This window comes from Parvibaculum sp., from assembly GCF_030651915.1.
Classification (GTDB): domain Bacteria; phylum Pseudomonadota; class Alphaproteobacteria; order Parvibaculales; family Parvibaculaceae; genus Parvibaculum.
Window position 1 is genome coordinate 396,033 of the sequence record NZ_JAUSBV010000010.1, and the last position, 16,564, is coordinate 412,596.

At 62.5% G+C, this 16,564-nt stretch carries 27 protein-coding genes; 10 read left to right on the forward strand and 17 right to left on the reverse strand.

Annotated elements, in window-relative coordinates:
- The first annotated feature begins 34 nt into the window (after nucleotides 1-34).
- The 7 genes from Q7V31_RS15920 to Q7V31_RS15950 all read left to right on the forward strand — a co-directional run bounded on the left by Q7V31_RS15920 (nucleotide 35) and on the right by Q7V31_RS15950 (nucleotide 7,203).
- Complete coding sequence (locus Q7V31_RS15920) at nucleotides 35-1,189, forward strand: D-alanyl-D-alanine carboxypeptidase family protein (protein ID WP_304735707.1); 1,155 nt, start codon at nucleotides 35-37, stop codon at nucleotides 1,187-1,189.
- A 2-nt stretch (nucleotides 1,190-1,191) separates the two neighbouring features.
- Nucleotides 1,192-1,848, forward strand: coding sequence for a dTMP kinase (gene tmk / locus Q7V31_RS15925; protein WP_304735708.1), 657 nt, complete (start codon nucleotides 1,192-1,194; stop codon nucleotides 1,846-1,848).
- Between the two features lie 128 nt (nucleotides 1,849-1,976).
- Nucleotides 1,977-2,669, forward strand: coding sequence for a M23 family metallopeptidase (locus Q7V31_RS15930; RefSeq protein WP_304735709.1), 693 nt, complete (start codon nucleotides 1,977-1,979; stop codon nucleotides 2,667-2,669).
- A 67-nt stretch (nucleotides 2,670-2,736) separates the two neighbouring features.
- On the forward strand, nucleotides 2,737-3,870 hold the full coding sequence (locus tag Q7V31_RS15935) for a DNA polymerase III subunit delta' (protein ID WP_304735710.1): 1,134 nt from the start codon (nucleotides 2,737-2,739) through the stop codon (nucleotides 3,868-3,870).
- A 158-nt stretch (nucleotides 3,871-4,028) separates the two neighbouring features.
- Entirely contained in the window at nucleotides 4,029-5,585 is a 1,557-nt protein-coding gene (gene metG, locus Q7V31_RS15940) for a methionine--tRNA ligase (protein ID WP_304735712.1), read from the forward strand.
- A gap of 8 nt (nucleotides 5,586-5,593) precedes the next feature.
- Complete coding sequence (locus tag Q7V31_RS15945; RefSeq protein WP_304736035.1) at nucleotides 5,594-6,388, forward strand: TatD family hydrolase; 795 nt, start codon at nucleotides 5,594-5,596, stop codon at nucleotides 6,386-6,388.
- Nucleotides 6,385-7,203 carry an MBL fold metallo-hydrolase gene (locus Q7V31_RS15950; RefSeq protein WP_304735715.1) on the forward strand — a complete coding sequence of 273 codons (819 nt, stop codon included), beginning with the start codon at nucleotides 6,385-6,387 and terminating at the stop codon, nucleotides 7,201-7,203. Before Q7V31_RS15945 ends, Q7V31_RS15950 begins: the two co-directional genes overlap by 4 nt.
- 63 nt (nucleotides 7,204-7,266) lie before the next feature.
- Here the strand turns inward: Q7V31_RS15950 and Q7V31_RS15955 are convergent, their stop codons facing one another.
- Together Q7V31_RS15955 and Q7V31_RS15960 are read right to left on the reverse strand one after the other, a co-directional pair.
- A complete protein-coding gene (locus tag Q7V31_RS15955) occupies nucleotides 7,267-7,590 on the reverse strand; it encodes a hypothetical protein (protein ID WP_304735716.1) in 324 nt (107 codons plus the stop codon).
- Between the two features lie 313 nt (nucleotides 7,591-7,903).
- Nucleotides 7,904-8,404 (reverse strand): hypothetical protein, encoded by a 501-nt coding sequence (locus Q7V31_RS15960; RefSeq protein ID WP_304735718.1) that lies wholly within the window; start codon nucleotides 8,402-8,404, stop codon nucleotides 7,904-7,906.
- 344 nt (nucleotides 8,405-8,748) lie between these two features.
- Here Q7V31_RS15960 and Q7V31_RS15965 point away from each other — a divergent pair, with 344 nt between their 5' ends.
- The 3 genes from Q7V31_RS15965 to Q7V31_RS15975 all read left to right on the forward strand — a co-directional run bounded on the left by Q7V31_RS15965 (nucleotide 8,749) and on the right by Q7V31_RS15975 (nucleotide 9,990).
- On the forward strand, nucleotides 8,749-9,252 hold the full coding sequence (locus Q7V31_RS15965) for a hypothetical protein (RefSeq protein WP_304735719.1): 504 nt from the start codon (nucleotides 8,749-8,751) through the stop codon (nucleotides 9,250-9,252).
- 70 nt (nucleotides 9,253-9,322) lie between these two features.
- Entirely contained in the window at nucleotides 9,323-9,577 is a 255-nt protein-coding gene (locus Q7V31_RS15970) for a hypothetical protein (RefSeq protein ID WP_304735721.1), read from the forward strand.
- Nucleotides 9,574-9,990, forward strand: coding sequence for a hypothetical protein (locus Q7V31_RS15975; protein WP_304735723.1), 417 nt, complete (start codon nucleotides 9,574-9,576; stop codon nucleotides 9,988-9,990). The genes Q7V31_RS15970 and Q7V31_RS15975 overlap by 4 nt, the downstream gene beginning before the upstream one ends.
- 54 nt (nucleotides 9,991-10,044) lie before the next feature.
- Here Q7V31_RS15975 and Q7V31_RS15980 read toward each other — a convergent pair whose 3' ends face one another.
- From Q7V31_RS15980 to Q7V31_RS16050, 15 genes are all read right to left on the reverse strand, one after another.
- Nucleotides 10,045-10,203 carry a hypothetical protein gene (locus Q7V31_RS15980; protein WP_304735725.1) on the reverse strand — a complete coding sequence of 53 codons (159 nt, stop codon included), beginning with the start codon at nucleotides 10,201-10,203 and terminating at the stop codon, nucleotides 10,045-10,047.
- Nucleotides 10,203-10,376 (reverse strand): hypothetical protein, encoded by a 174-nt coding sequence (locus Q7V31_RS15985; RefSeq protein ID WP_304735726.1) that lies wholly within the window; start codon nucleotides 10,374-10,376, stop codon nucleotides 10,203-10,205. Before Q7V31_RS15985 ends, Q7V31_RS15980 begins: the two co-directional genes overlap by 1 nt.
- Before the next feature lie 3 nt (nucleotides 10,377-10,379).
- A complete protein-coding gene (locus Q7V31_RS15990) occupies nucleotides 10,380-10,580 on the reverse strand; it encodes a hypothetical protein (protein ID WP_304735727.1) in 201 nt (66 codons plus the stop codon).
- The gene (locus Q7V31_RS15995; protein WP_304735729.1) at nucleotides 10,580-11,302 is read right to left on the reverse strand and encodes a cell wall hydrolase; all 723 of its coding nucleotides are present in this window, start codon (nucleotides 11,300-11,302) and stop codon (nucleotides 10,580-10,582) included. The genes Q7V31_RS15990 and Q7V31_RS15995 overlap by 1 nt, the downstream gene beginning before the upstream one ends.
- A complete protein-coding gene (locus Q7V31_RS16000) occupies nucleotides 11,295-11,483 on the reverse strand; it encodes a hypothetical protein (RefSeq protein ID WP_304735732.1) in 189 nt (62 codons plus the stop codon). Before Q7V31_RS16000 ends, Q7V31_RS15995 begins: the two co-directional genes overlap by 8 nt.
- An 8-nt stretch (nucleotides 11,484-11,491) precedes the next feature.
- On the reverse strand, nucleotides 11,492-11,809 hold the full coding sequence (locus tag Q7V31_RS16005) for a hypothetical protein (protein ID WP_304735733.1): 318 nt from the start codon (nucleotides 11,807-11,809) through the stop codon (nucleotides 11,492-11,494).
- A gap of 6 nt (nucleotides 11,810-11,815) precedes the next feature.
- A complete protein-coding gene (locus Q7V31_RS16010; RefSeq protein ID WP_304735736.1) occupies nucleotides 11,816-12,544 on the reverse strand; it encodes a hypothetical protein in 729 nt (242 codons plus the stop codon).
- The gene (locus Q7V31_RS16015) at nucleotides 12,541-12,990 is read right to left on the reverse strand and encodes a hypothetical protein (RefSeq protein WP_304735737.1); all 450 of its coding nucleotides are present in this window, start codon (nucleotides 12,988-12,990) and stop codon (nucleotides 12,541-12,543) included. The genes Q7V31_RS16010 and Q7V31_RS16015 overlap by 4 nt, the downstream gene beginning before the upstream one ends.
- On the reverse strand, nucleotides 12,990-13,367 hold the full coding sequence (locus tag Q7V31_RS16020) for a hypothetical protein (RefSeq protein ID WP_304735738.1): 378 nt from the start codon (nucleotides 13,365-13,367) through the stop codon (nucleotides 12,990-12,992). The genes Q7V31_RS16015 and Q7V31_RS16020 overlap by 1 nt, the downstream gene beginning before the upstream one ends.
- Complete coding sequence (locus tag Q7V31_RS16025) at nucleotides 13,364-13,594, reverse strand: hypothetical protein (protein ID WP_304735741.1); 231 nt, start codon at nucleotides 13,592-13,594, stop codon at nucleotides 13,364-13,366. Before Q7V31_RS16025 ends, Q7V31_RS16020 begins: the two co-directional genes overlap by 4 nt.
- Before the next feature lie 3 nt (nucleotides 13,595-13,597).
- Nucleotides 13,598-13,885, reverse strand: coding sequence for a hypothetical protein (locus tag Q7V31_RS16030; RefSeq protein WP_304735743.1), 288 nt, complete (start codon nucleotides 13,883-13,885; stop codon nucleotides 13,598-13,600).
- Between the two features lie 2 nt (nucleotides 13,886-13,887).
- On the reverse strand, nucleotides 13,888-14,721 hold the full coding sequence (locus Q7V31_RS16035) for a major capsid protein P2 (protein WP_304735747.1): 834 nt from the start codon (nucleotides 14,719-14,721) through the stop codon (nucleotides 13,888-13,890).
- A 45-nt stretch (nucleotides 14,722-14,766) separates the two neighbouring features.
- Nucleotides 14,767-14,895, reverse strand: coding sequence for a hypothetical protein (locus tag Q7V31_RS16040; RefSeq protein WP_304735749.1), 129 nt, complete (start codon nucleotides 14,893-14,895; stop codon nucleotides 14,767-14,769).
- A 181-nt stretch (nucleotides 14,896-15,076) separates the two neighbouring features.
- Nucleotides 15,077-15,742, reverse strand: coding sequence for a hypothetical protein (locus tag Q7V31_RS16045; protein WP_304735752.1), 666 nt, complete (start codon nucleotides 15,740-15,742; stop codon nucleotides 15,077-15,079).
- Entirely contained in the window at nucleotides 15,739-16,380 is a 642-nt protein-coding gene (locus Q7V31_RS16050) for a hypothetical protein (protein ID WP_304735753.1), read from the reverse strand. The genes Q7V31_RS16045 and Q7V31_RS16050 overlap by 4 nt, the downstream gene beginning before the upstream one ends.
- Nucleotides 16,381-16,564: the final 184 nt, after the last annotated feature.

Genomic DNA, 16,564 nt, shown 5'->3' on the forward strand with positions numbered 1-16,564 from the left:
ACCGCCCTGTCGCCGAGAAGGACACGCAAACACCATGAAAAGCGCCGCTTCTTTCCTGATCTTCTGTGCCGCCCTGATCGGGGCTGCATTTGCCGTGCCGCGGACGGCGCTTGCCTTCGACACATCGGCGGAATTTGCGCTCCTGATGGATTATGAGACCGGGGCCGTGCTCTGGGGCAAGAACGAAGACCAGACAATGTATCCGGCCAGCATGAGCAAGCTGATGACGCTGGATGTGCTGTTCGGCGCGCTGCGCGACGGCAGCGTCAAGCTCGAGGACGAGTTCATCATCAGCGAATATGCCTGGCGCACCGGCGGGGCCGCGTCGGGCTCGTCAACCATGTTCGCCGACCTTAATTCGTCAGTGCCCGTCGAGGCATTGCTCAAGAGCATCATCATCCAGTCCGGCAACGACGCCTGCATCGCCGTAGCGGAAGCACTGAGCGGGTCTGAGGAGGCCTTTGCCATCCGCATGACCGAACGAGGCAAGGAAATCGGCCTCAAGAATTCGGTGTTCAAGAATGCCACCGGCTGGCCGCATGAAGAACATGTAATGACGCCGCGCGATCTGGCCTTGCTGGCGCGCCATCTCATCATGGAATTCCCCGAATACTATCCGATCTTCAAGGAACGTGACTTCACATGGAACGGCATCCGGCAGGGCAACCGCAATCCCGGGCTTTATCTCGATCCATCCGTGGACGGACTGAAGACCGGCCACACTGAAGCCGCGGGCTATGGCCTTACCGCGTCGGCGGTGCGCGGCGACCGGCGGCTGATCCTTGTGCTGAATGGTTTGCCGAGCGAAAGGGCGCGGGCCGACGAAACGGTGCGCATCCTCGACTGGGGCTTCCGGTCGTTCAAGAACTACAAGCTTTTTGCGGCCGGAACGGCCATCGACAATGCGCCGGTGTGGCAGGGCACCTATGCAGAGGTGCCGCTGGTCAGCACGTCCGACATCAATGTCATCCTGTCGGTCGATCAGCGCCGCGACATGAAAGTATCGGTGGCATATGAAACGCCGCTTGTGGCGCCGGTTGCGGCCGGACAAAAAGTCGGTGTGCTGAAGGTTGAAACGGCGGGGGCGCCGCTGCGAGAATATCCGCTGGTGGCGGGCGGAAGCGTTGAAAGACAAGGACTTTTTGGCCGCGCCGGCACGTCGTTGATGCAGATGCTGTTTGGAAGCTGACCTTGGCGCAGGCCCGATTCATCACGCTGGAAGGCGGCGAGGGCGCCGGAAAATCGACGCAGATTCAACTACTTGCGGAGAAGCTGCGGGCGCGCGGCGAGACCGTCTGCGTGACGCGCGAGCCCGGCGGCGCGGCGGGTGCGGAGGCGATACGGCAGTTGCTGGTGACTGGCGAAACGACGCGCTGGAGCGCAAAAACCGAGGCTTTGCTTCACTTTGCGGCCCGTGCCGACCATCTCGAGCGGACTATCAGACCGGCACTGGCACGCGGCGAATGGGTGATTTCGGACCGCTTCGTCGACTCGACGCTGGCCTATCAGGGGCAGGGGGTCGGCCTCGAATTCATCAATGAACTCAAGGAGATGGTTGTCGGTGCCGACATGCCGGCGCTGACGCTGATCCTCGATCTGCCGGTCGAACAGGGCCTTGCACGCGCCAAGTCGCGGCAGGGACAGGACAATTCGGCCGAGGACCGCTATGAGCGCATGGACCGTGCGTTCCACGAGAACCTGCGCCAAGCCTTTCTAAACATTGCCAAAAACGAGCCGGAACGCTGCGCCGTCATCGACGCCAGCGGCGACCCGGCAGCGGTCGCGACAGCGATCTGGCAGACAGTCGAACAACGCCTTACCCCCCCTCTGTCACGAAACTGTCACTGAACTGTCATAATTGGCAAACGGGGTTAATCCGGTTTGCCCTTATCCCCGGCTTCGCCTATAGGACATGCAGCATTTTTCAGATGGATGGATTCCCGGCGACCGCGCCGGCCACGAGAAGAGGATCGCCGGTGACACGACGACAGCAAAATGAGGTCGCCCGACCTATTTTTTCGGCGACCCTGATCCTCCTCTCGGCCTTCCTGTTCTTCCTTCCTTCGTCCTCCGCCGACGCCCGCAGCGGCAATCTCGTCACCGTGCTCGATCCGGTGGCCGCCAATGCGATCCGGCCGCTCGACCGGCCGGAGCAAGTCGAGCCGACCTTGCCCGATCGCGGGCTCCATCTCGGCGATCCGATCGACACCTCGAAGGCGCGCATGACCTCCGGCTATGGATGGCGCATCCATCCCGTTCTGAAGGACAAGCGGCTGCATCGCGGCGTCGACTGGTCGGCGCCGAAGGGTACGCCCGTCTACGCGGCGGAAGACGGCATTGTCGGCATGGCCGGCTGGCGCGGCAATTACGGCAAGCTGGTGACCATCCGCCACGCCGAGAATGTCGAAACCTTCTATGCGCATCTCTCGGGCTTCGCGCCCGGTGTCAGCGCGGGAGCGGGCGTCAAGAAGGGCGATGTGATCGGCTATGTCGGCATGACGGGGCTCGCGACCGGCAACCATCTCTATTACGAGGTGGCGATCAACAATGAGCGCGTCGATCCGCTGGCGGACGATCTCAACGAACAGATCAACGTGCTGGCCTCGCGCGGCACGCGGCCGACCGACCAGGTCGCATCGAGCCGCAGCCGGCCGACCGAAGCGCCGTAAGGGCCGCAGCCGCCATCCACCAAGCCAGGACATGACGCCCGCTGCCTGCCCGTGCTAACACAAGGGCATGGCTGAGAAGGACATTCCCGAGAGCGACCGGCTGGACGATTTCGCGCATCCGCGCGAAGTGGCGGGGCTTCATGGGCATCAGGAGGCCGAGCGGGCGCTTTTCGAAGCCTTTATGGGCGGGCGGATGCATCATGCATGGCTGATGACCGGACCGAAGGGCATCGGCAAGGCGACGCTGGCCTATCGCTTCGCGCGGTTCATTCTGCATTACGGGACGCCGGAGGCGGCGCGGGCGGCGGGTGCGCGCGATCTCGCAGTACCGGCGGCAAGTGCGGCTGCACATCAGGTGGCGGCGGGGAGCCATCCGAATCTTCTGACCGTGCGGCGGCCATGGGACGACAAGACCAAGAAATTCAAGACCGTGCTGCCGGTCGACGAGGTGCGGCGCATCGGTCATTTTTTCGGCATGACGGCGGGCGGCGCCGGCGGCTGGCGGATCGTCATTCTCGATGCGGCCGACGACATGAATCCGAATGCCGCCAATGCGCTGCTTAAGGCGCTCGAAGAGCCGCCGCCGCAGGGGCTGTTCCTGGTGCTGTCGCATCAGCCGGGACGGCTGTTGCCGACCATCCGCTCGCGCTGCCGGGCGCTGGCGATGAAGCCGCTCGGCGTGGCCGAGATCGTCGCGACGATGACGGCCGAAGAATTGAAGCTCAAGGCAGGCGAAGCCGAAACGATCGCACAGCTTGCCGATGGCAGCGCGGGCAGGGCGCTGGCGATCGCGTCGGGCGGCGGACTGGCGCTCTACAAGGAACTCGCCGGCCTGCTTGCGTCGCTGCCGCGGCTCGACATTGCCGCCGTTCATGCGCTGGCCGACAAGGCGGCGCGGCGCGGCGCGGACGACGCCTATGAGACGCTTGCCGAGTTGCTGACGCTGTGGCTGCAGCGGCTGATCCGCAGCGGCGCCGGGCTCGATCCCGGGCCCGATATCGCGGCGGGCGAGGGGGCGGCGATGGCGCGGCTTTCGGACCCGGCGCGCGGCGGGGCCAGCCTTGATCGCTGGGTCGAGGTATGGGAAAAGATCGGCCATTCCATTGCCCGGGGCGAGGCGCTGAACACGGACCGGAAGCTCGTGGTCCTGAACGTCTTTTCGATGCTCGAAGCGACCGCCAGCGAGCGGGCGGGTGCTTGAGAGACGACGGCAACTCAGCGCCCCTGCCCCGAAAAATTCGCGCTTCGCTTGAATTTTTCGACCCTCCCCAACTCTGGTGGTTTGTCCGCTAGAGCGGACAAAATGGGGGGAGGGTGGGAAGATGCAAGCAACGCCCGGCAAACCGATTCGAGAGCACAATGAGCGCGCCAAAGGCTTTTTACATCACGACGCCGATCTATTACGTCAATGACGTGCCGCATATCGGGCATGCCTATACGACGCTGGCGTGCGATGTGCTGGCGCGGTTCAAGCGGCTCGACGGCTTCGACGTCAAGTTTCTGACCGGCACCGACGAGCATGGACAGAAGGTCGAAAAGGCCGCGGCGCTGGCGGGCGTGACACCGCAGCAATTCACCGACCGCGTGTCGAAGAATTTCTTCGATCTTTGCGAGACGTTGAATTTTTCCAATGACGACTTCATCCGCACGACCGAACCGCGCCATGCCGCCGCGTGCCAGGCCCTGTGGAAGCGTATGGAGGAGAATGGCCATATCTATCTCGGTTCCTATGCCGGGTGGTATGCCGTGCGCGACGAAGCATTCTATGACGAGGACGAACTGACCGCCGGCCCGAACGGCAAGAAGATCGCGCCGACGGGCGCCGAGTGCGAATGGGTGGAGGAGCCGTCCTATTTCTTCCGGTTGTCGGCATGGGCGGAGCCGCTGCTCGAATTCTACGCGGCGCATCCCGATTTCATCGCGCCCGCAAGCCGGCGCAACGAGGTCGTCAGTTTCGTCAAAGGGGGTCTGCGGGATCTCTCGATCAGCCGTACGACCTTTGACTGGGGCATACCTGTGCCGGGCGACGAAAATCACATCATGTATGTCTGGCTCGACGCGTTGACCAACTACATGACCGCCGTCGGCTATCCCGATACCGAGAACGAGCAGTACAAGCGCTACTGGCCCGCCGACCTGCATGTGATCGGCAAGGATATTCTGCGCTTCCATACGGTCTACTGGCCGGCCTTCCTGCTGGCCGCGGAACTGCCGACACCCAAGCGCGTGTTCGCGCATGGCTGGTGGACCATCGAAGGGCAGAAAATGTCGAAATCGCTCGGCAACGTCATCGCACCGGATCATCTGGTGGCGACCTACGGGCGCGATGCGTCGCGCTATTTCCTGCTGCGCGAAGTGCCATTCGGTAATGACGGCGACTTCTCTCATACTTCGATCGTGCACCGGACCAATGGCGACCTCGCCAACGATCTCGGCAATCTGGTGCAGCGTGTGCTCAGCATGATCGCCAAGAATTGCGGAGCGGCGGTGCCGGAACCGGGCGCTTTCAGCGATGCCGACAAGGCGCTGCTGGCGACCGCGCATGGGCTTCTTGACCGGGTGCGAGCCGAATTCGACGCACAGGCCTTCCACAAGGGGCTCGAGGCGATCTGGGGGTTGTGCGGCGACGCCAACCGCTATGTCGACGAGCAGGCGCCCTGGACCTTGCGCAAGACCGATCCGCCGCGCATGGCGACCGTGCTCTATGTGCTGGCCGAGGCAATCCGGCATATCGGCATTCTGGTGCAGCCGGTGATGCCGGAAGCGTCGGCGAAGATCCTCGACCAGCTGGCGCTGGGGCCCGAGACGCGCGGCTTCGGCACGCTGGGGCCGCAGGGCGCGCTGAAGCCCGGGACGGCGCTGCCGGCGCCCCAGGGCGTGTTTCCGCGCTATGTGGAGCCGGAGGCGGCATCGTGACCTTTCCCGTGTTGATCGACAGTCATTGCCATCTCGACTTTCCGGATTTCGGGCCGGAGGTCGAGGATGTCGTCGCGCGCGCCCATGCGGCGGGTGTGGGGCTGATGATGACGATTTCGACCAAAGTCAGCGAGTTCGAGCGGGTGAGGGCGGTGGCGGAGCGATTTCCGCATGTCTTCTGCACGGTCGGCATTCACCCGCATGAAGCGGCCTCGGAGCCCGAGACGGATACAGCGACACTGATCGAGATGGCCAAGCATCCGAAGGTGGTCGGCATCGGCGAGACCGGGCTCGACTATTATTACGAGCACAGCCCCCGCGAAGCGCAGCAGCGGAGCTTCCGCGCCCATATTGCGGCGGCGCGCGAGACCGGACTGCCGCTTGTCGTGCATACGCGCGACGCCGACGCGGACATGATTCAGATTCTGGATGAAGAAACGGGGAAGGGCGCTTTCCCCGGGTTGCTGCATTGCTTCAGCTCGGGGCCGCAACTGGCTGAAAAGGCTCTCGAACTGGGCCTTTATATTTCGCTCTCCGGCATCCTGACTTTCAAGACCGCGGATGAGCTGCGCGCAACCGCCGCGAAGGTGCCGATGACGCGGCTGCTGGTCGAGACCGATGCGCCTTATCTCGCGCCGGTGCCGAAGCGCGGCAAGCGCAACGAGCCGGCTTTCGTGGTGCATACGGCGGCGAAGCTGGCCGAGGTCAAAGGCGTAACGGCGGCCGAGCTGGCCGAGGCGACGACCGCGAATTTCCTGCGGCTGTTTTCGCGCGTGCCGGCCGACGCGGTGCGGCGCGGATGAAGCTCCGGGCGACCATTCTCGGCAGCGGCTCGTCGGGCGGCGTGCCGCGCATCGGACCCGGTGGCGGGCATTGGGGCGCCTGCGACCCGAAGGAGCCGAAGAACCGGCGGCGGCGCTGCTCGCTGCTGGTCGAGCAATGGGACCGAAACCCGGCCGAAAAGACCGTGGTGCTGGTCGACACCTCACCCGACATGCGCGAACAGTTGATCGATGCCGGGGTGGGGCCGATCCATGGCGTGCTGTTCACGCATGACCATGCCGACCAGAGCCATGGCATCGACGATCTCCGCATGGTGGCGATCAACCAGCGCCGCCGCGTCGATTGCTGGATGGACGGGCCGACCAGCGAGACGTTGCTCAACCGCTTCGGATATTGTTTTCGCGAGAAGCCCGGGGCCGGTTACCCGCCGATCCTCAACCATCACTTGATCGAGGAGCCGGGAAGGGCGCTGCATATCGAAGGACCGGGCGGCACCGTTGTGGCGCTGCCATTCGACCAGGATCACGGCAATATCCGCTCGCTGGGCTTCCGCTTCGGACCGCTGGCCTATTCGGCCGATGCGGTTGGCATTCCGGATGAGAGTTTCGCGCTACTGGACGGAATTCACTGCTGGATCGTCGATGCGCTGCGCTATGCACCGCATCCAACGCATGCGCATGTCGAGATGGCGCTTCAATGGCTGAAGCGGGCCGGGGTGCCTCAAGGCGTGCTGACCAATCTGCATGTCGATCTCGACTACCAGACGCTGAAAGCCGAGCTGCCGGCGGGCGTCGAACCCGCCTATGACGGCATGGCGCTGGAGTTCGAGTTCTGAATAGCAAACGGCGCGGGAGCCTGAACTCCCGCGCCGAATGGTCGTGACAGGCTCGATTTGGGCTTAGTAAGCCGCTTCTTCGTCGATCACTGCGCCGGTATGGGTATCGAGCGTCACCTGGACGCGCGCGCCATCGAGATTGGTGGCGGTGAAGGACTGCTGGCCTTCGACTTCGGCATCGCCTTCGGCCTCAATGGGCTCGATGTCGCTGTAGCCCAATGCCTGAAGCTGCGCGATGGGGTCGACCTCGAGCATCGGCTCGGTGGCGGCCGCATCCGGCGCGCCCGGCATGCCGGGCTGCAATGCGTCGCCCTCGGCGAGGGCGGGAGACGCCAACAGCGCAATGCTGGCCGCGCCTGCGAGAAGGGTCTTGCTGAACCGGGTCATATCAAACCTCCAGTCGTTGCGCCCCCAGGCAGCCCTGACAAGAGGGATCTAATATTCGGCGTGGCGAGATCAACCCGATCATGAAATGACCCCATGTTGGGCAAGAATATGCAGCGATAAAAAGCGCTTACTATTTTTGCCGTACCAAACCGATCCCGGTTTCTATTGGGTTTTCGACGCTTCCGGTTGGACATTACGGAGACATCATTCAAATCGTCCGCAATCCCGCGCCATGAATGCAGACGGCGCGGAAGCCGAAGCTTCCGCGCCGTTGTTCGTTGTTTGCTGTTCGTGGCTTGCGCCGGGAAGCGGATTATTCAGCCGGCTCTTCGCCGATCACAATGCCGGTGGCCGTGTCGACAAGCAGGTTGACGCGCGCGCCGTCGGGGTTGGTGGCGGTCACATTGGCCTGACCTTCGGCGGCAGCGTCACCCTGGGCCTCGACGGGCTCGATGTCGCTGTAGCCGAGGGCCTGAAGGCGGGTCAGGTGCTCGACGGCAAGTTCGCGCGGAAGGGCGGAACGGTCGCTGCCGAGCGTGGTGCCGCCGCTGGCCTGACCGGCCGTGCCGACCGCATCGGAGGCGGTTGTCCGGCCGGTGTCCATGACGTCATGCGCCTTGTCCGCGGCATTCGGCAGACCAGCCGCGCCCGAACCTGAGGCGCCGCCCTTGGCACCAGCGGAGATACCACCCGCGGGGGTGCCGATTTCGGCGCCGACGCCGGCGCCGACACCGACTCCCGCGGCCAGCACGGGCGAGGCCATCAAAGCGACACTGGCAGTGCCGGCGAGAAGAAGCTTCGTGAACCGGGTCATACGTTAGTCCTCCAGTCGTTGTGCCCCCAAAGCACCCTGGCGGTTCGTATTTGAAGGCTTCAGACCAGCAGGTCAACCCAATCACGAAATGACCTTATGTAAGGCGATAATATGCAGGCGCGTTATTCGGCATTATATTTGTTATTACGTTGCGGTAAGTGACGGAACAACTTGCGTTTTGCTTTATGAAGGAACGTGATTACGGGTATTTACCGGGTGAGACTTCGGGACGCGCTGGCTCAAATATGACGTTATATTTCGTCATAATATATATTATCGGCGAACGAGCTTGACACAAGACAAAGCAAAATCAAGCACCTAGTAACCGTGTCCGGCTATACTCTATGGAAAATGTGACGTTACCCCAAAAAAAACTGGAGACGTTCGCCATAAGCGAATACGCAGCCGCACAATCCACCCTCTCCAGTTCTCAAATCGCAAAATCTCTCGACGCCGCCGCCGACGCACTGGAGGCAGAGGCCCGGCGATTGCGCCGGAACGCGGCCGAGCTGCGGGACCATATCGACCGGCAACGCCGCCTGACAGAGCTGCGCCACCGCGCCCGCGCGGCGGCCGTCGCCGCGTCCAGGAGCGGCCGGGACTTCGGTACGGCCGCACACGAGATCGCCCGGCAGACCGGCGCACCTATCGAGGCCGTCATACAGATCATGGAAGTCGAGTGGCGGAAGACGGGCCGCGAACGCCTCGCCCTGCGTAACGAGGCCATCATGCGCCTAAAGCGCCAAGGGCTCACCAATGCCCAGATCGGCGAGCGGATCGGCCTGCACGAAAAGTCGGTCGCCCGAATTGGCGGCCGGATGCGCCGGAACATGGTCTACCGGGCGTGATTTACCATAGCTGTTCAGCTACCGTTCAGCCCGCCCGGCCAGAATGGGCTGACATTCCGAGGGGAACAACATGAGCCGTCTAGATCGCTTTGCCGAAGCCTACAGCGGCAAGAAAATCCGTCAGGACCACCCGTTTCTCATGGGCGTTTATGTCGCCCTGATCTTCTTGGGCGGCTGGCTTGCCGCGCGCGAAGAATTTGAACCCATAGGCTGGGCGCTTGCCGCCGGGGCCGTGGCAGCGGCCGTGCAATGGTCATTGAATTCGATGAAAGAGGCATGGGCGGAAAGCGCCGGCGACAAGGACGACAGGAAGGAGCCCAAATGAGCCCTCTGTTAAAGCTTGCCCTCCCCCTCGCCGTGGCGGCCGTACTCATCAGCGGCCCAACCAGCGCCGCTGAGACCTGTTCTATCGAGCGGGCGGTCTATGAGGTCAAAGACACGGAAGGCGGATTCCGGACCTACATCACGATGACGCTCGACTACGCGGCAGACCCCGACCACCTGACAGCGACAATCTACAATCCGGACGGCAGCCCGGCCGACTCGGTGCAATTCCAGTGGGCGGGAGAGACGCCTTTCGAGGTGCGGACATCGGCCCGCCTGCTCACCTTCAGCAAGAACTTCGATTGGATGCCAATGCCCGAGATCGCGACCGACGCCGCGCCCTGGGCAATCGTGATACCAGCAGCCGGAGACGCGCGGCCAGAGATATGGACGCTGTTCTTTTGTCAAAAATGAGAAAGGCCGCACATGATCGCGATCGCGTTGCGGCCTTTCAATAAATTCAACACCTTAGCTGCGGCGGCGCCGGCGCTTCGCGGGTTTCCGTTTCGTCGCGGCCTTGGCCTTGACGATCCGGCCGCCGCGCACATAGCGGAAGCCCTTCTTCAGCGTCCCGTTTGCCTTTTTCGCGCCGCGCGCGCTCGCCTTCCGTTTGCGTCTAACCGCCATCACTTCCCACCTTTTGTTTGAAGCTGCACCACAAGTTTTTCCAGCGCCGCAAAGCCCAATTCGATTGCGAAAACGCGGCGGTCGAGACGCCATAGCGCGATGACAAGTGCGATGGTTGCAGCATCGCCGCCCGTCGATAGAACCTCTCGCAACAAGACCGCGAATTCAGGCACGGCTCACCACCACTTCTGCGACTTGCCAACCAGAAAAATGCCGATGACGGCCGCAACGACCATCACATTCGAGACGCCCTCTTTCGTCGCCTCGTTCGCACCCTGATAGGTGCCGATTGTTGCGGCCGTGGTTTTCGACCCGGCCCACCATCCGGCGATTGCGCCGCCACCGGCGAGGATCGCGGGAGCAAGAAAAATTGGCATCAGGGAACCCCTACCAAAAAAATGTGATTGCCGATTGTCAGTGACGACTTTGCGGCCGGAGCCCATGCGGGGCTCGCTTTGCGCGGGTTGTAGTAGTGATGTGCCCCGCCAGTCGGGTCCACAAGTCGCTCGGCAAGCGCGTCCTGGGCGACGGCCAGACACACCTTGAATGCGCTATTTGTGTCGGTAACCGACAGCGCGCGAAGCGAGTTCGCATCGGTGTCGCGATATTCGACGTTCCAGAGCGAGTACTGACGATTTTGCAGGCAGACAGCGCGCGCCGTGTTAGGCCATCGCCTATCCGCAACACGGTTCATGACCACCGCTGCAACCGCTTCGATGCCCCGCCGAGACTCACCAGCCGCTTCACCGAAAAGGGTTCGCGCCAGAACATCAAGCTCAGTCGCAGAGCGCGCGAAATCATCGAAATTCGACCAACCGAATGAACCGACGCGCGGGGCCGCCGCCTGTGCAGGTTGCCCCATGCTGAAAAACGAATTGACCAGATCGGCCGTGAACGGAAGCGCCATCGAGCTATCGCCCAGGTCAATCTTGTGGGGATTGCCTTGCACCGATCCGGGTTGCGTGACCGGGTATACATTCGCAGCAGTGTTCGGCGCGGCAGGCGCAGGCGCAGGCGCAGCGCGGCGCGAGCGCAGCCATGACCATGCAATTGCAAAAACGCCCATCACGAGAATTATATCTCCGCTCTTGTCACTCATTTTCCGGTTTCGGCTCGAATGGCGCGGGCATTTCTTCGATGCGCTTGCCCTTCAAATTCGTTTTCACCTTGTCACCCGGCGCGCGCATGTGTTCAACGCAGACCGGCGCTTCGTCGCCGTCGCTTTCAAAAACGCGAACCTCACCGGTCGGGAATTTCTGCACTATGCGATTGTCTGCCATTGTTCCGCCTAAAGAATGTCCCAAGTCGCGCTGACCTTGGCCGTGTTGGCGATGAAGGCCGAGATTGCGAGCCCGGCCGGGACGAATAGCTCTTGCATGTTGTCGGCCGCTGCAACGGCGGCACCGCACACCGCAACACCATCGACCCGCAATTCTGCCCGCGTCGACGCCCCGCCCTCGCACATCAGGGCAACCGTGCGAAGGAGGACGCCGCGCACATTGGCGCCCGCCGTCACAAGGGTTGTCGTTCCCGCCGACGTAACGGTTGCATTCGAGCCGCCGAAACTCGGGATTGATCCGCCGTCCGATGATTTCCACGCGCCCATGCTGCCCTACCACGTAATTTCAGCGCGACGGATCGTCTGCGCGAAGGCGGCCGGATTGCGGATATTAAGCGCGCCGTTCGCTTCGATTTCGAGGCGCTCACCCGGCCGGATCGGAATGCCGTTGTCGTTGTTTGTGTTCGCCGTCTTGATGTACATGGTCTCGGTTCCAAGATGCTCAAGCACATAACGCGCGCGCGCGGCCGTCGCCGCCGAAATCAGCGTCACCGCAGTCGCGGTGCATGACAGGTTGGCCGTGTTTGATATCGTGACAGACACCTGCTCACGCGGCAGATAGGTTCCCGTCAGACCGACATTCCATGCGCCGGACTGCAACACCGCCTGAGGGGCGGCGAAACTGACGACCCAAGACGATGCCTGGACAACATCGAATTGCGCGCCGACGCCGGGCACAACGGGCACACTTCCCGTGCCGAAAATCGCGCGATTGTCGAAAATGTCGCCATTCGACACCTGCACAACAATATCAATCGGCGCAGCGGTCGGATTTCGGAAGCGAAGCTGTCCAAAGCGCGGGCGCGCGCCCGAAGCGTCCGGCCGGCCTTGGTACGAGAGGCCCGGTTGCGCGATTTGGAACGGCCCGCTGTCAAACGAGATCAAGAAAGCATCGGTCGCGGAAATGATCGCCAGCATTTCGGCATCTGCCGCGTGTACCTGTTCAGCACCCGCCGCGAGCGTGAAAAAAATGTCCTGACAGGTCGGAAAGGCCGCGCTCATTTAAGCACCTGTGCGGCGACATAAAGCGCGCCGACGATCAGCACGACATTCAGCGCATTGTTGATGACTTCGGTTAGATCGTTCGTCCACTCGCTGCGCACCGCGTCCGCATAGCTCGCCTGCGTTGCCGCCGCGAAGCTAACCGATCGATCGGCATTGTCCGCCGCGAAGCCCAGAACGTCTTTCGCAAAATCCAGCACGCCCGCCGAAATACCCTGCGCAAGATCAAACCCGCCATCGAGAGCATTGCCGCTGAATGCGAGCGCCGACGACAAGGCGTCACCCGACATGTCGTTCAGAACGATACTCACCGACGAGTCCTTGCCGCTCGCAAGGTCTTTCAACGAATAGATGGTTGACGCCCCATCGGCCGCGATGCGTTCATCGCGATTGATGGTCTGCGTCTCTTGCTTGCTCGATGACTTCGAGGATGACGAAAGGCACATTACGCCGCCTCCACATACATGACCGCGCGCGGCGACATGCCGAGACGAGCGACGATCATTTGCATTTTGCGGACCTCGACCATGCACATGATCGCCCGCAAGCCATCGGCGCGGCGGCGCTCTTGAAGTGCCGCCCATAGCGCGCGGATCGCCAGCGCATGACCCTCGGCATTCAGGCCGATGATTTCGAGCAAGTCACCCGAGACGCGCCACGCGACGGCCGCAGCCGCTTCGCCCTCGCTCTCCGCAACGGCAAAATGCACATCGCCGGCCGAATGCTGCGCCTCAAGATCGCCCATCGGGAAATCGAGCGGCGCGGTCGCCAGCAACATCGCCGCGACTTCCGCCGTGTAAGGATGATCGACGTTGACCCTCACGTGAAGCGCCTCCCGACGATGCCGAGCGCGACGATTGCGGCGACGATCAGAATGACCGGCATCCAGCTTTGCAACACGGAAGCTTCCCCGGACGCAGCGTTACCGCCGCCAACCGCAAAAGCGCCCGTGTTGAAATTGCTATGCGCATTCGACGCGCCATCAGCGAAGCCGGATGAGCCCATGTCGAGGGACATTCCGCCGCCCATCATCGAAGCAAGAGGGAGCATGGTCTACCTCCGCAGAAGATAGATCGCGAGCAGGCCAGCGCCCGCCGCAAGCGCTATCGTGTCCCAAGGTAGCCCGGCCGAATAGGCATAAGGCGCGGGCGGGACAGTCTGATAGTTCGGCGGCGCGGCCAGCGAATTGCCCTGCGCCTTGAGGGTCATTTTCGCCAACTGATGCTGCTGCGTTGTCGAAAGAATTTCCTTCGCACCGCCAAACAGAACCCCGAGCCACCCGCCCGAGAAAACATCATTGGACGGTTGCGGCGGTGCGGCTCCGGGCACATTTGCCGACATGGCTAGTCCCTCGCGCCGATATATTCCGCCAGAATGTTGAAGCTTGCGGCGGCGGCCATGTCAAAGTCGAAACGCAACTCGCCGACCGCCCCGCCATCGCCGCGCCGCATCGGAAGCGGCAAGAGAGGCGTTCCGAATTCCTCGAAATTGATATGGAACACGGCGGCGGCAGGCGTGAAGCCGCGCGCGGTCAACACCGCATTGTTGAGCAGCCGCGTCCGGTCAAACGCGAGCACCTGATCGACATAGACCTTGACGGCCGAAATGTCGTTCGCCGTCGCCTCGAAGCAATGCAGCATCGAATAGTCGCCGATGCTCCGATGCATGTTGGCTTCGGTGCGGACGCCGGTTGACGTAACCGGCACGTTGAGGCGGCGCGTCTTGCGCATGATGAGCGGCGCGACCACGTTGTCGACCACAGCCGAGGCGGTCAGCGTCGGATTGGTCCGGCCCGCCGCAATGTCGACTTCGATCTGGAACGTCTGCGCGTTGCGCTGAAGCGACCACGCCATGCGGTCCTGATCCTCCAAGCGGGAATGCCAGGGCTCGCGGAACCAGATGAACAGGCGGCCGTTCTGATAGGCCATGCCGCGAAGCGCGTTCATGACGTTGAGCTGTGCCGCCGAGAATTCGCGCTGCGCCGTGCCATCGAGCCGGATGCTGATATTCGTCAGCGCCAGTTCCATGTTGGCCTGCGTCACGAGCACGCCGTTTTCGCGATACTCCAGCATGATGCAGTGATAGCGACGGTCGGCGGGCATGTCGATTGTAGCCCGGCCCGGCGAGGCCACGCCGTTGATCGTGGCAAGAGGCACGGTGCGCATGAATTGCGACATAGACTGATTTCCTTCTGTGTACGGAGGGACGGGACGGCGCGGCGCTTAAGCGCCGTAACCAGCCGTCGCCTTCTGAATGAAGGAATAGTCCTTCATCATGTTCATCAGGATGCCCGTCGCCACGATGGTGGCGGACAGGATCAGCGCGAGGCGGATTTCAGCTTTCGTCGGCATGGTGTCTCATCCGTTCGTTGAGAAGGTGTTTTGAGCCCACGGCAGGATGACAAAATGATAGGCCAGCGCGCCGAGCGCACTCCCTATTGCCGTCACCAGAATGGCTTTCACTACCGCTTCGTCCATGCCGCGATGGACGCCCGGCGCGGGCGCTTTGGCAAACGGAAAGCGACTTCATATGTCATATGGAAATCGGGCGAATTTGGCCGTTTTGGCGGACCTCGATTGCGCGGACCTGTCCATTTTCATGCACAAGCGCGCGGTGCGCCGGGAGGGTCCGCAGGCGGTCCGCATAGTCGCGGCCGATCAGTCGCAGCATTTCCTGTCGGTCTACATCCGCCGCCAGCGCGAACAGGTAGGACGTTGCCACGTTGGCCCGATAGGTCGCGGAAATTTGCGCCGGGCGTTGCGACACCGCGATGCACTCGATGCCGACATGGCGTCCCTGATTAACGACGCGCGTCATGCCGGAAAGATGCACCGGCAATTGCCGCGACGGATACGACAAATCGGCTTCCTCGACAACGAGTGTCAGCTTGCGCGTGTCGCGGCCATCCTCATATGGCGATTGCGCCGCCCAGCATATGAGCGTCAGCTTGTGCAGCGCCTCGATTTCGTCACCGGACGGCGGCACATATGCAATCCGAAAGCCGCGCGACCATCCGCGCCGCATCGCCTTGAGCAATTCCGTCCGCGAGTGTGTGACGGTCCACCCGCTGCCGACATACTCCGCGCGCGGATCGAATACGACAACCTTGGGCCTGCCTTTCAGCAGGCCCTTGGTTAGCGTCGATTTGCCAGAGCCGCGCCGCCCGAAAATCTGGATCAACTCGGCATCTTTTCTCATGCCGCCAGCTCGATCACGGTTGAGGCATCGGTTTTCGGCTCGCCTGTTTCGGCAGCCATCGCCGCCGCCTGTGCGGACGGTTCCGGCATTCCGGTATCGGCGGGCGCGGGCTTGCGGGAAGCAAGTTCGGCCCGGATCGCCCACAACTTCACGCCGACAAACGGCAAGATTGCGAGCGCGCGTTGCATCCACAGTGAGCCCGGCTCGACAAGCCAACGCAGATACGCCGTTTCGGACGCAATGTCATAGATCGCGTCAGAGGCGGCGCGCGCGGCCTGCATTTCGTCCGGCTTTATCGGCAGACTTTCGAGCGGGAATGGCGACACCGGCACAAGGTTTGGCGCATGGAAGCAAAGCTGAAACATCGCAAAGAAATCGTCTTTGGGTATCAGCCCGGCCGCTGCATCGTCGCGCGCGACATATGTGGCCTCACCATCCGCCGCCGCTTCCTCCCGCTCGATCTCGGCGGACAATTCGTCCAGGTGCGACGTGTCGAGATCATCGCCCGAGGAGGGAACCCGCGAGATCGTCGGCTCGCTCTCGTTCAGCGTCGGCGGCGGGTTCGTTGTCGGCGGCGGGTTCGGGCTTTCGGTTCGCGGCCGACTTGCCGCGAGCTTCGCGTCCAGCTTTGACGGCATTTTCGCTTTCCTTTTTCAGAGTGGCGACGATCTTGGCAGTATCGGCGGACCCGAACGCCTTGACCTCAAGGCCGCAGGCCCGCCGTTTCGGATCGGCGCTACCATTGCAGCGATAGAACGCCCGGCCAGCGACGTTCATTTTGAATTCGACGGTCGCATCGCAATTGATGCACTCGCCGAGGCC

What these genes read in the sequence shown, in the direction of transcription:
- Q7V31_RS15920 (WP_304735707.1), top strand. Translation starts at nt 35, where the DNA reads ATGAAAAGCGCCGCTTCTTTCCTGATCTTCTGTGCCGCCCTGATCGGG.
- Q7V31_RS15935 (WP_304735710.1), top strand. Translation starts at nt 2,737, where the DNA reads ATGGCTGAGAAGGACATTCCCGAGAGCGACCGGCTGGACGATTTCGCG.
- metG (WP_304735712.1), top strand. Translation starts at nt 4,029, where the DNA reads ATGAGCGCGCCAAAGGCTTTTTACATCACGACGCCGATCTATTACGTC.
- Q7V31_RS15950 (WP_304735715.1), top strand. Translation starts at nt 6,385, where the DNA reads ATGAAGCTCCGGGCGACCATTCTCGGCAGCGGCTCGTCGGGCGGCGTG.
- Q7V31_RS15955 (WP_304735716.1), bottom strand. Translation starts at nt 7,590, where the DNA reads ATGACCCGGTTCAGCAAGACCCTTCTCGCAGGCGCGGCCAGCATTGCG.
- Q7V31_RS15960 (WP_304735718.1), bottom strand. Translation starts at nt 8,404, where the DNA reads ATGACCCGGTTCACGAAGCTTCTTCTCGCCGGCACTGCCAGTGTCGCT.
- Q7V31_RS15965 (WP_304735719.1), top strand. Translation starts at nt 8,749, where the DNA reads ATGGAAAATGTGACGTTACCCCAAAAAAAACTGGAGACGTTCGCCATA.
- Q7V31_RS15970 (WP_304735721.1), top strand. Translation starts at nt 9,323, where the DNA reads ATGAGCCGTCTAGATCGCTTTGCCGAAGCCTACAGCGGCAAGAAAATC.
- Q7V31_RS15975 (WP_304735723.1), top strand. Translation starts at nt 9,574, where the DNA reads ATGAGCCCTCTGTTAAAGCTTGCCCTCCCCCTCGCCGTGGCGGCCGTA.
- Q7V31_RS15980 (WP_304735725.1), bottom strand. Translation starts at nt 10,203, where the DNA reads ATGGCGGTTAGACGCAAACGGAAGGCGAGCGCGCGCGGCGCGAAAAAG.
- Q7V31_RS15990 (WP_304735727.1), bottom strand. Translation starts at nt 10,580, where the DNA reads ATGCCAATTTTTCTTGCTCCCGCGATCCTCGCCGGTGGCGGCGCAATC.
- Q7V31_RS15995 (WP_304735729.1), bottom strand. Translation starts at nt 11,302, where the DNA reads ATGAGTGACAAGAGCGGAGATATAATTCTCGTGATGGGCGTTTTTGCA.
- Q7V31_RS16000 (WP_304735732.1), bottom strand. Translation starts at nt 11,483, where the DNA reads ATGGCAGACAATCGCATAGTGCAGAAATTCCCGACCGGTGAGGTTCGC.
- Q7V31_RS16005 (WP_304735733.1), bottom strand. Translation starts at nt 11,809, where the DNA reads ATGGGCGCGTGGAAATCATCGGACGGCGGATCAATCCCGAGTTTCGGC.
- Q7V31_RS16010 (WP_304735736.1), bottom strand. Translation starts at nt 12,544, where the DNA reads ATGAGCGCGGCCTTTCCGACCTGTCAGGACATTTTTTTCACGCTCGCG.
- Q7V31_RS16015 (WP_304735737.1), bottom strand. Translation starts at nt 12,990, where the DNA reads ATGTGCCTTTCGTCATCCTCGAAGTCATCGAGCAAGCAAGAGACGCAG.
- Q7V31_RS16025 (WP_304735741.1), bottom strand. Translation starts at nt 13,594, where the DNA reads ATGCTCCCTCTTGCTTCGATGATGGGCGGCGGAATGTCCCTCGACATG.
- Q7V31_RS16030 (WP_304735743.1), bottom strand. Translation starts at nt 13,885, where the DNA reads ATGTCGGCAAATGTGCCCGGAGCCGCACCGCCGCAACCGTCCAATGAT.
- Q7V31_RS16035 (WP_304735747.1), bottom strand. Translation starts at nt 14,721, where the DNA reads ATGTCGCAATTCATGCGCACCGTGCCTCTTGCCACGATCAACGGCGTG.
- Q7V31_RS16040 (WP_304735749.1), bottom strand. Translation starts at nt 14,895, where the DNA reads ATGCCGACGAAAGCTGAAATCCGCCTCGCGCTGATCCTGTCCGCCACC.
- Q7V31_RS16045 (WP_304735752.1), bottom strand. Translation starts at nt 15,742, where the DNA reads ATGAGAAAAGATGCCGAGTTGATCCAGATTTTCGGGCGGCGCGGCTCT.
- Q7V31_RS16050 (WP_304735753.1), bottom strand. Translation starts at nt 16,380, where the DNA reads ATGCCGTCAAAGCTGGACGCGAAGCTCGCGGCAAGTCGGCCGCGAACC.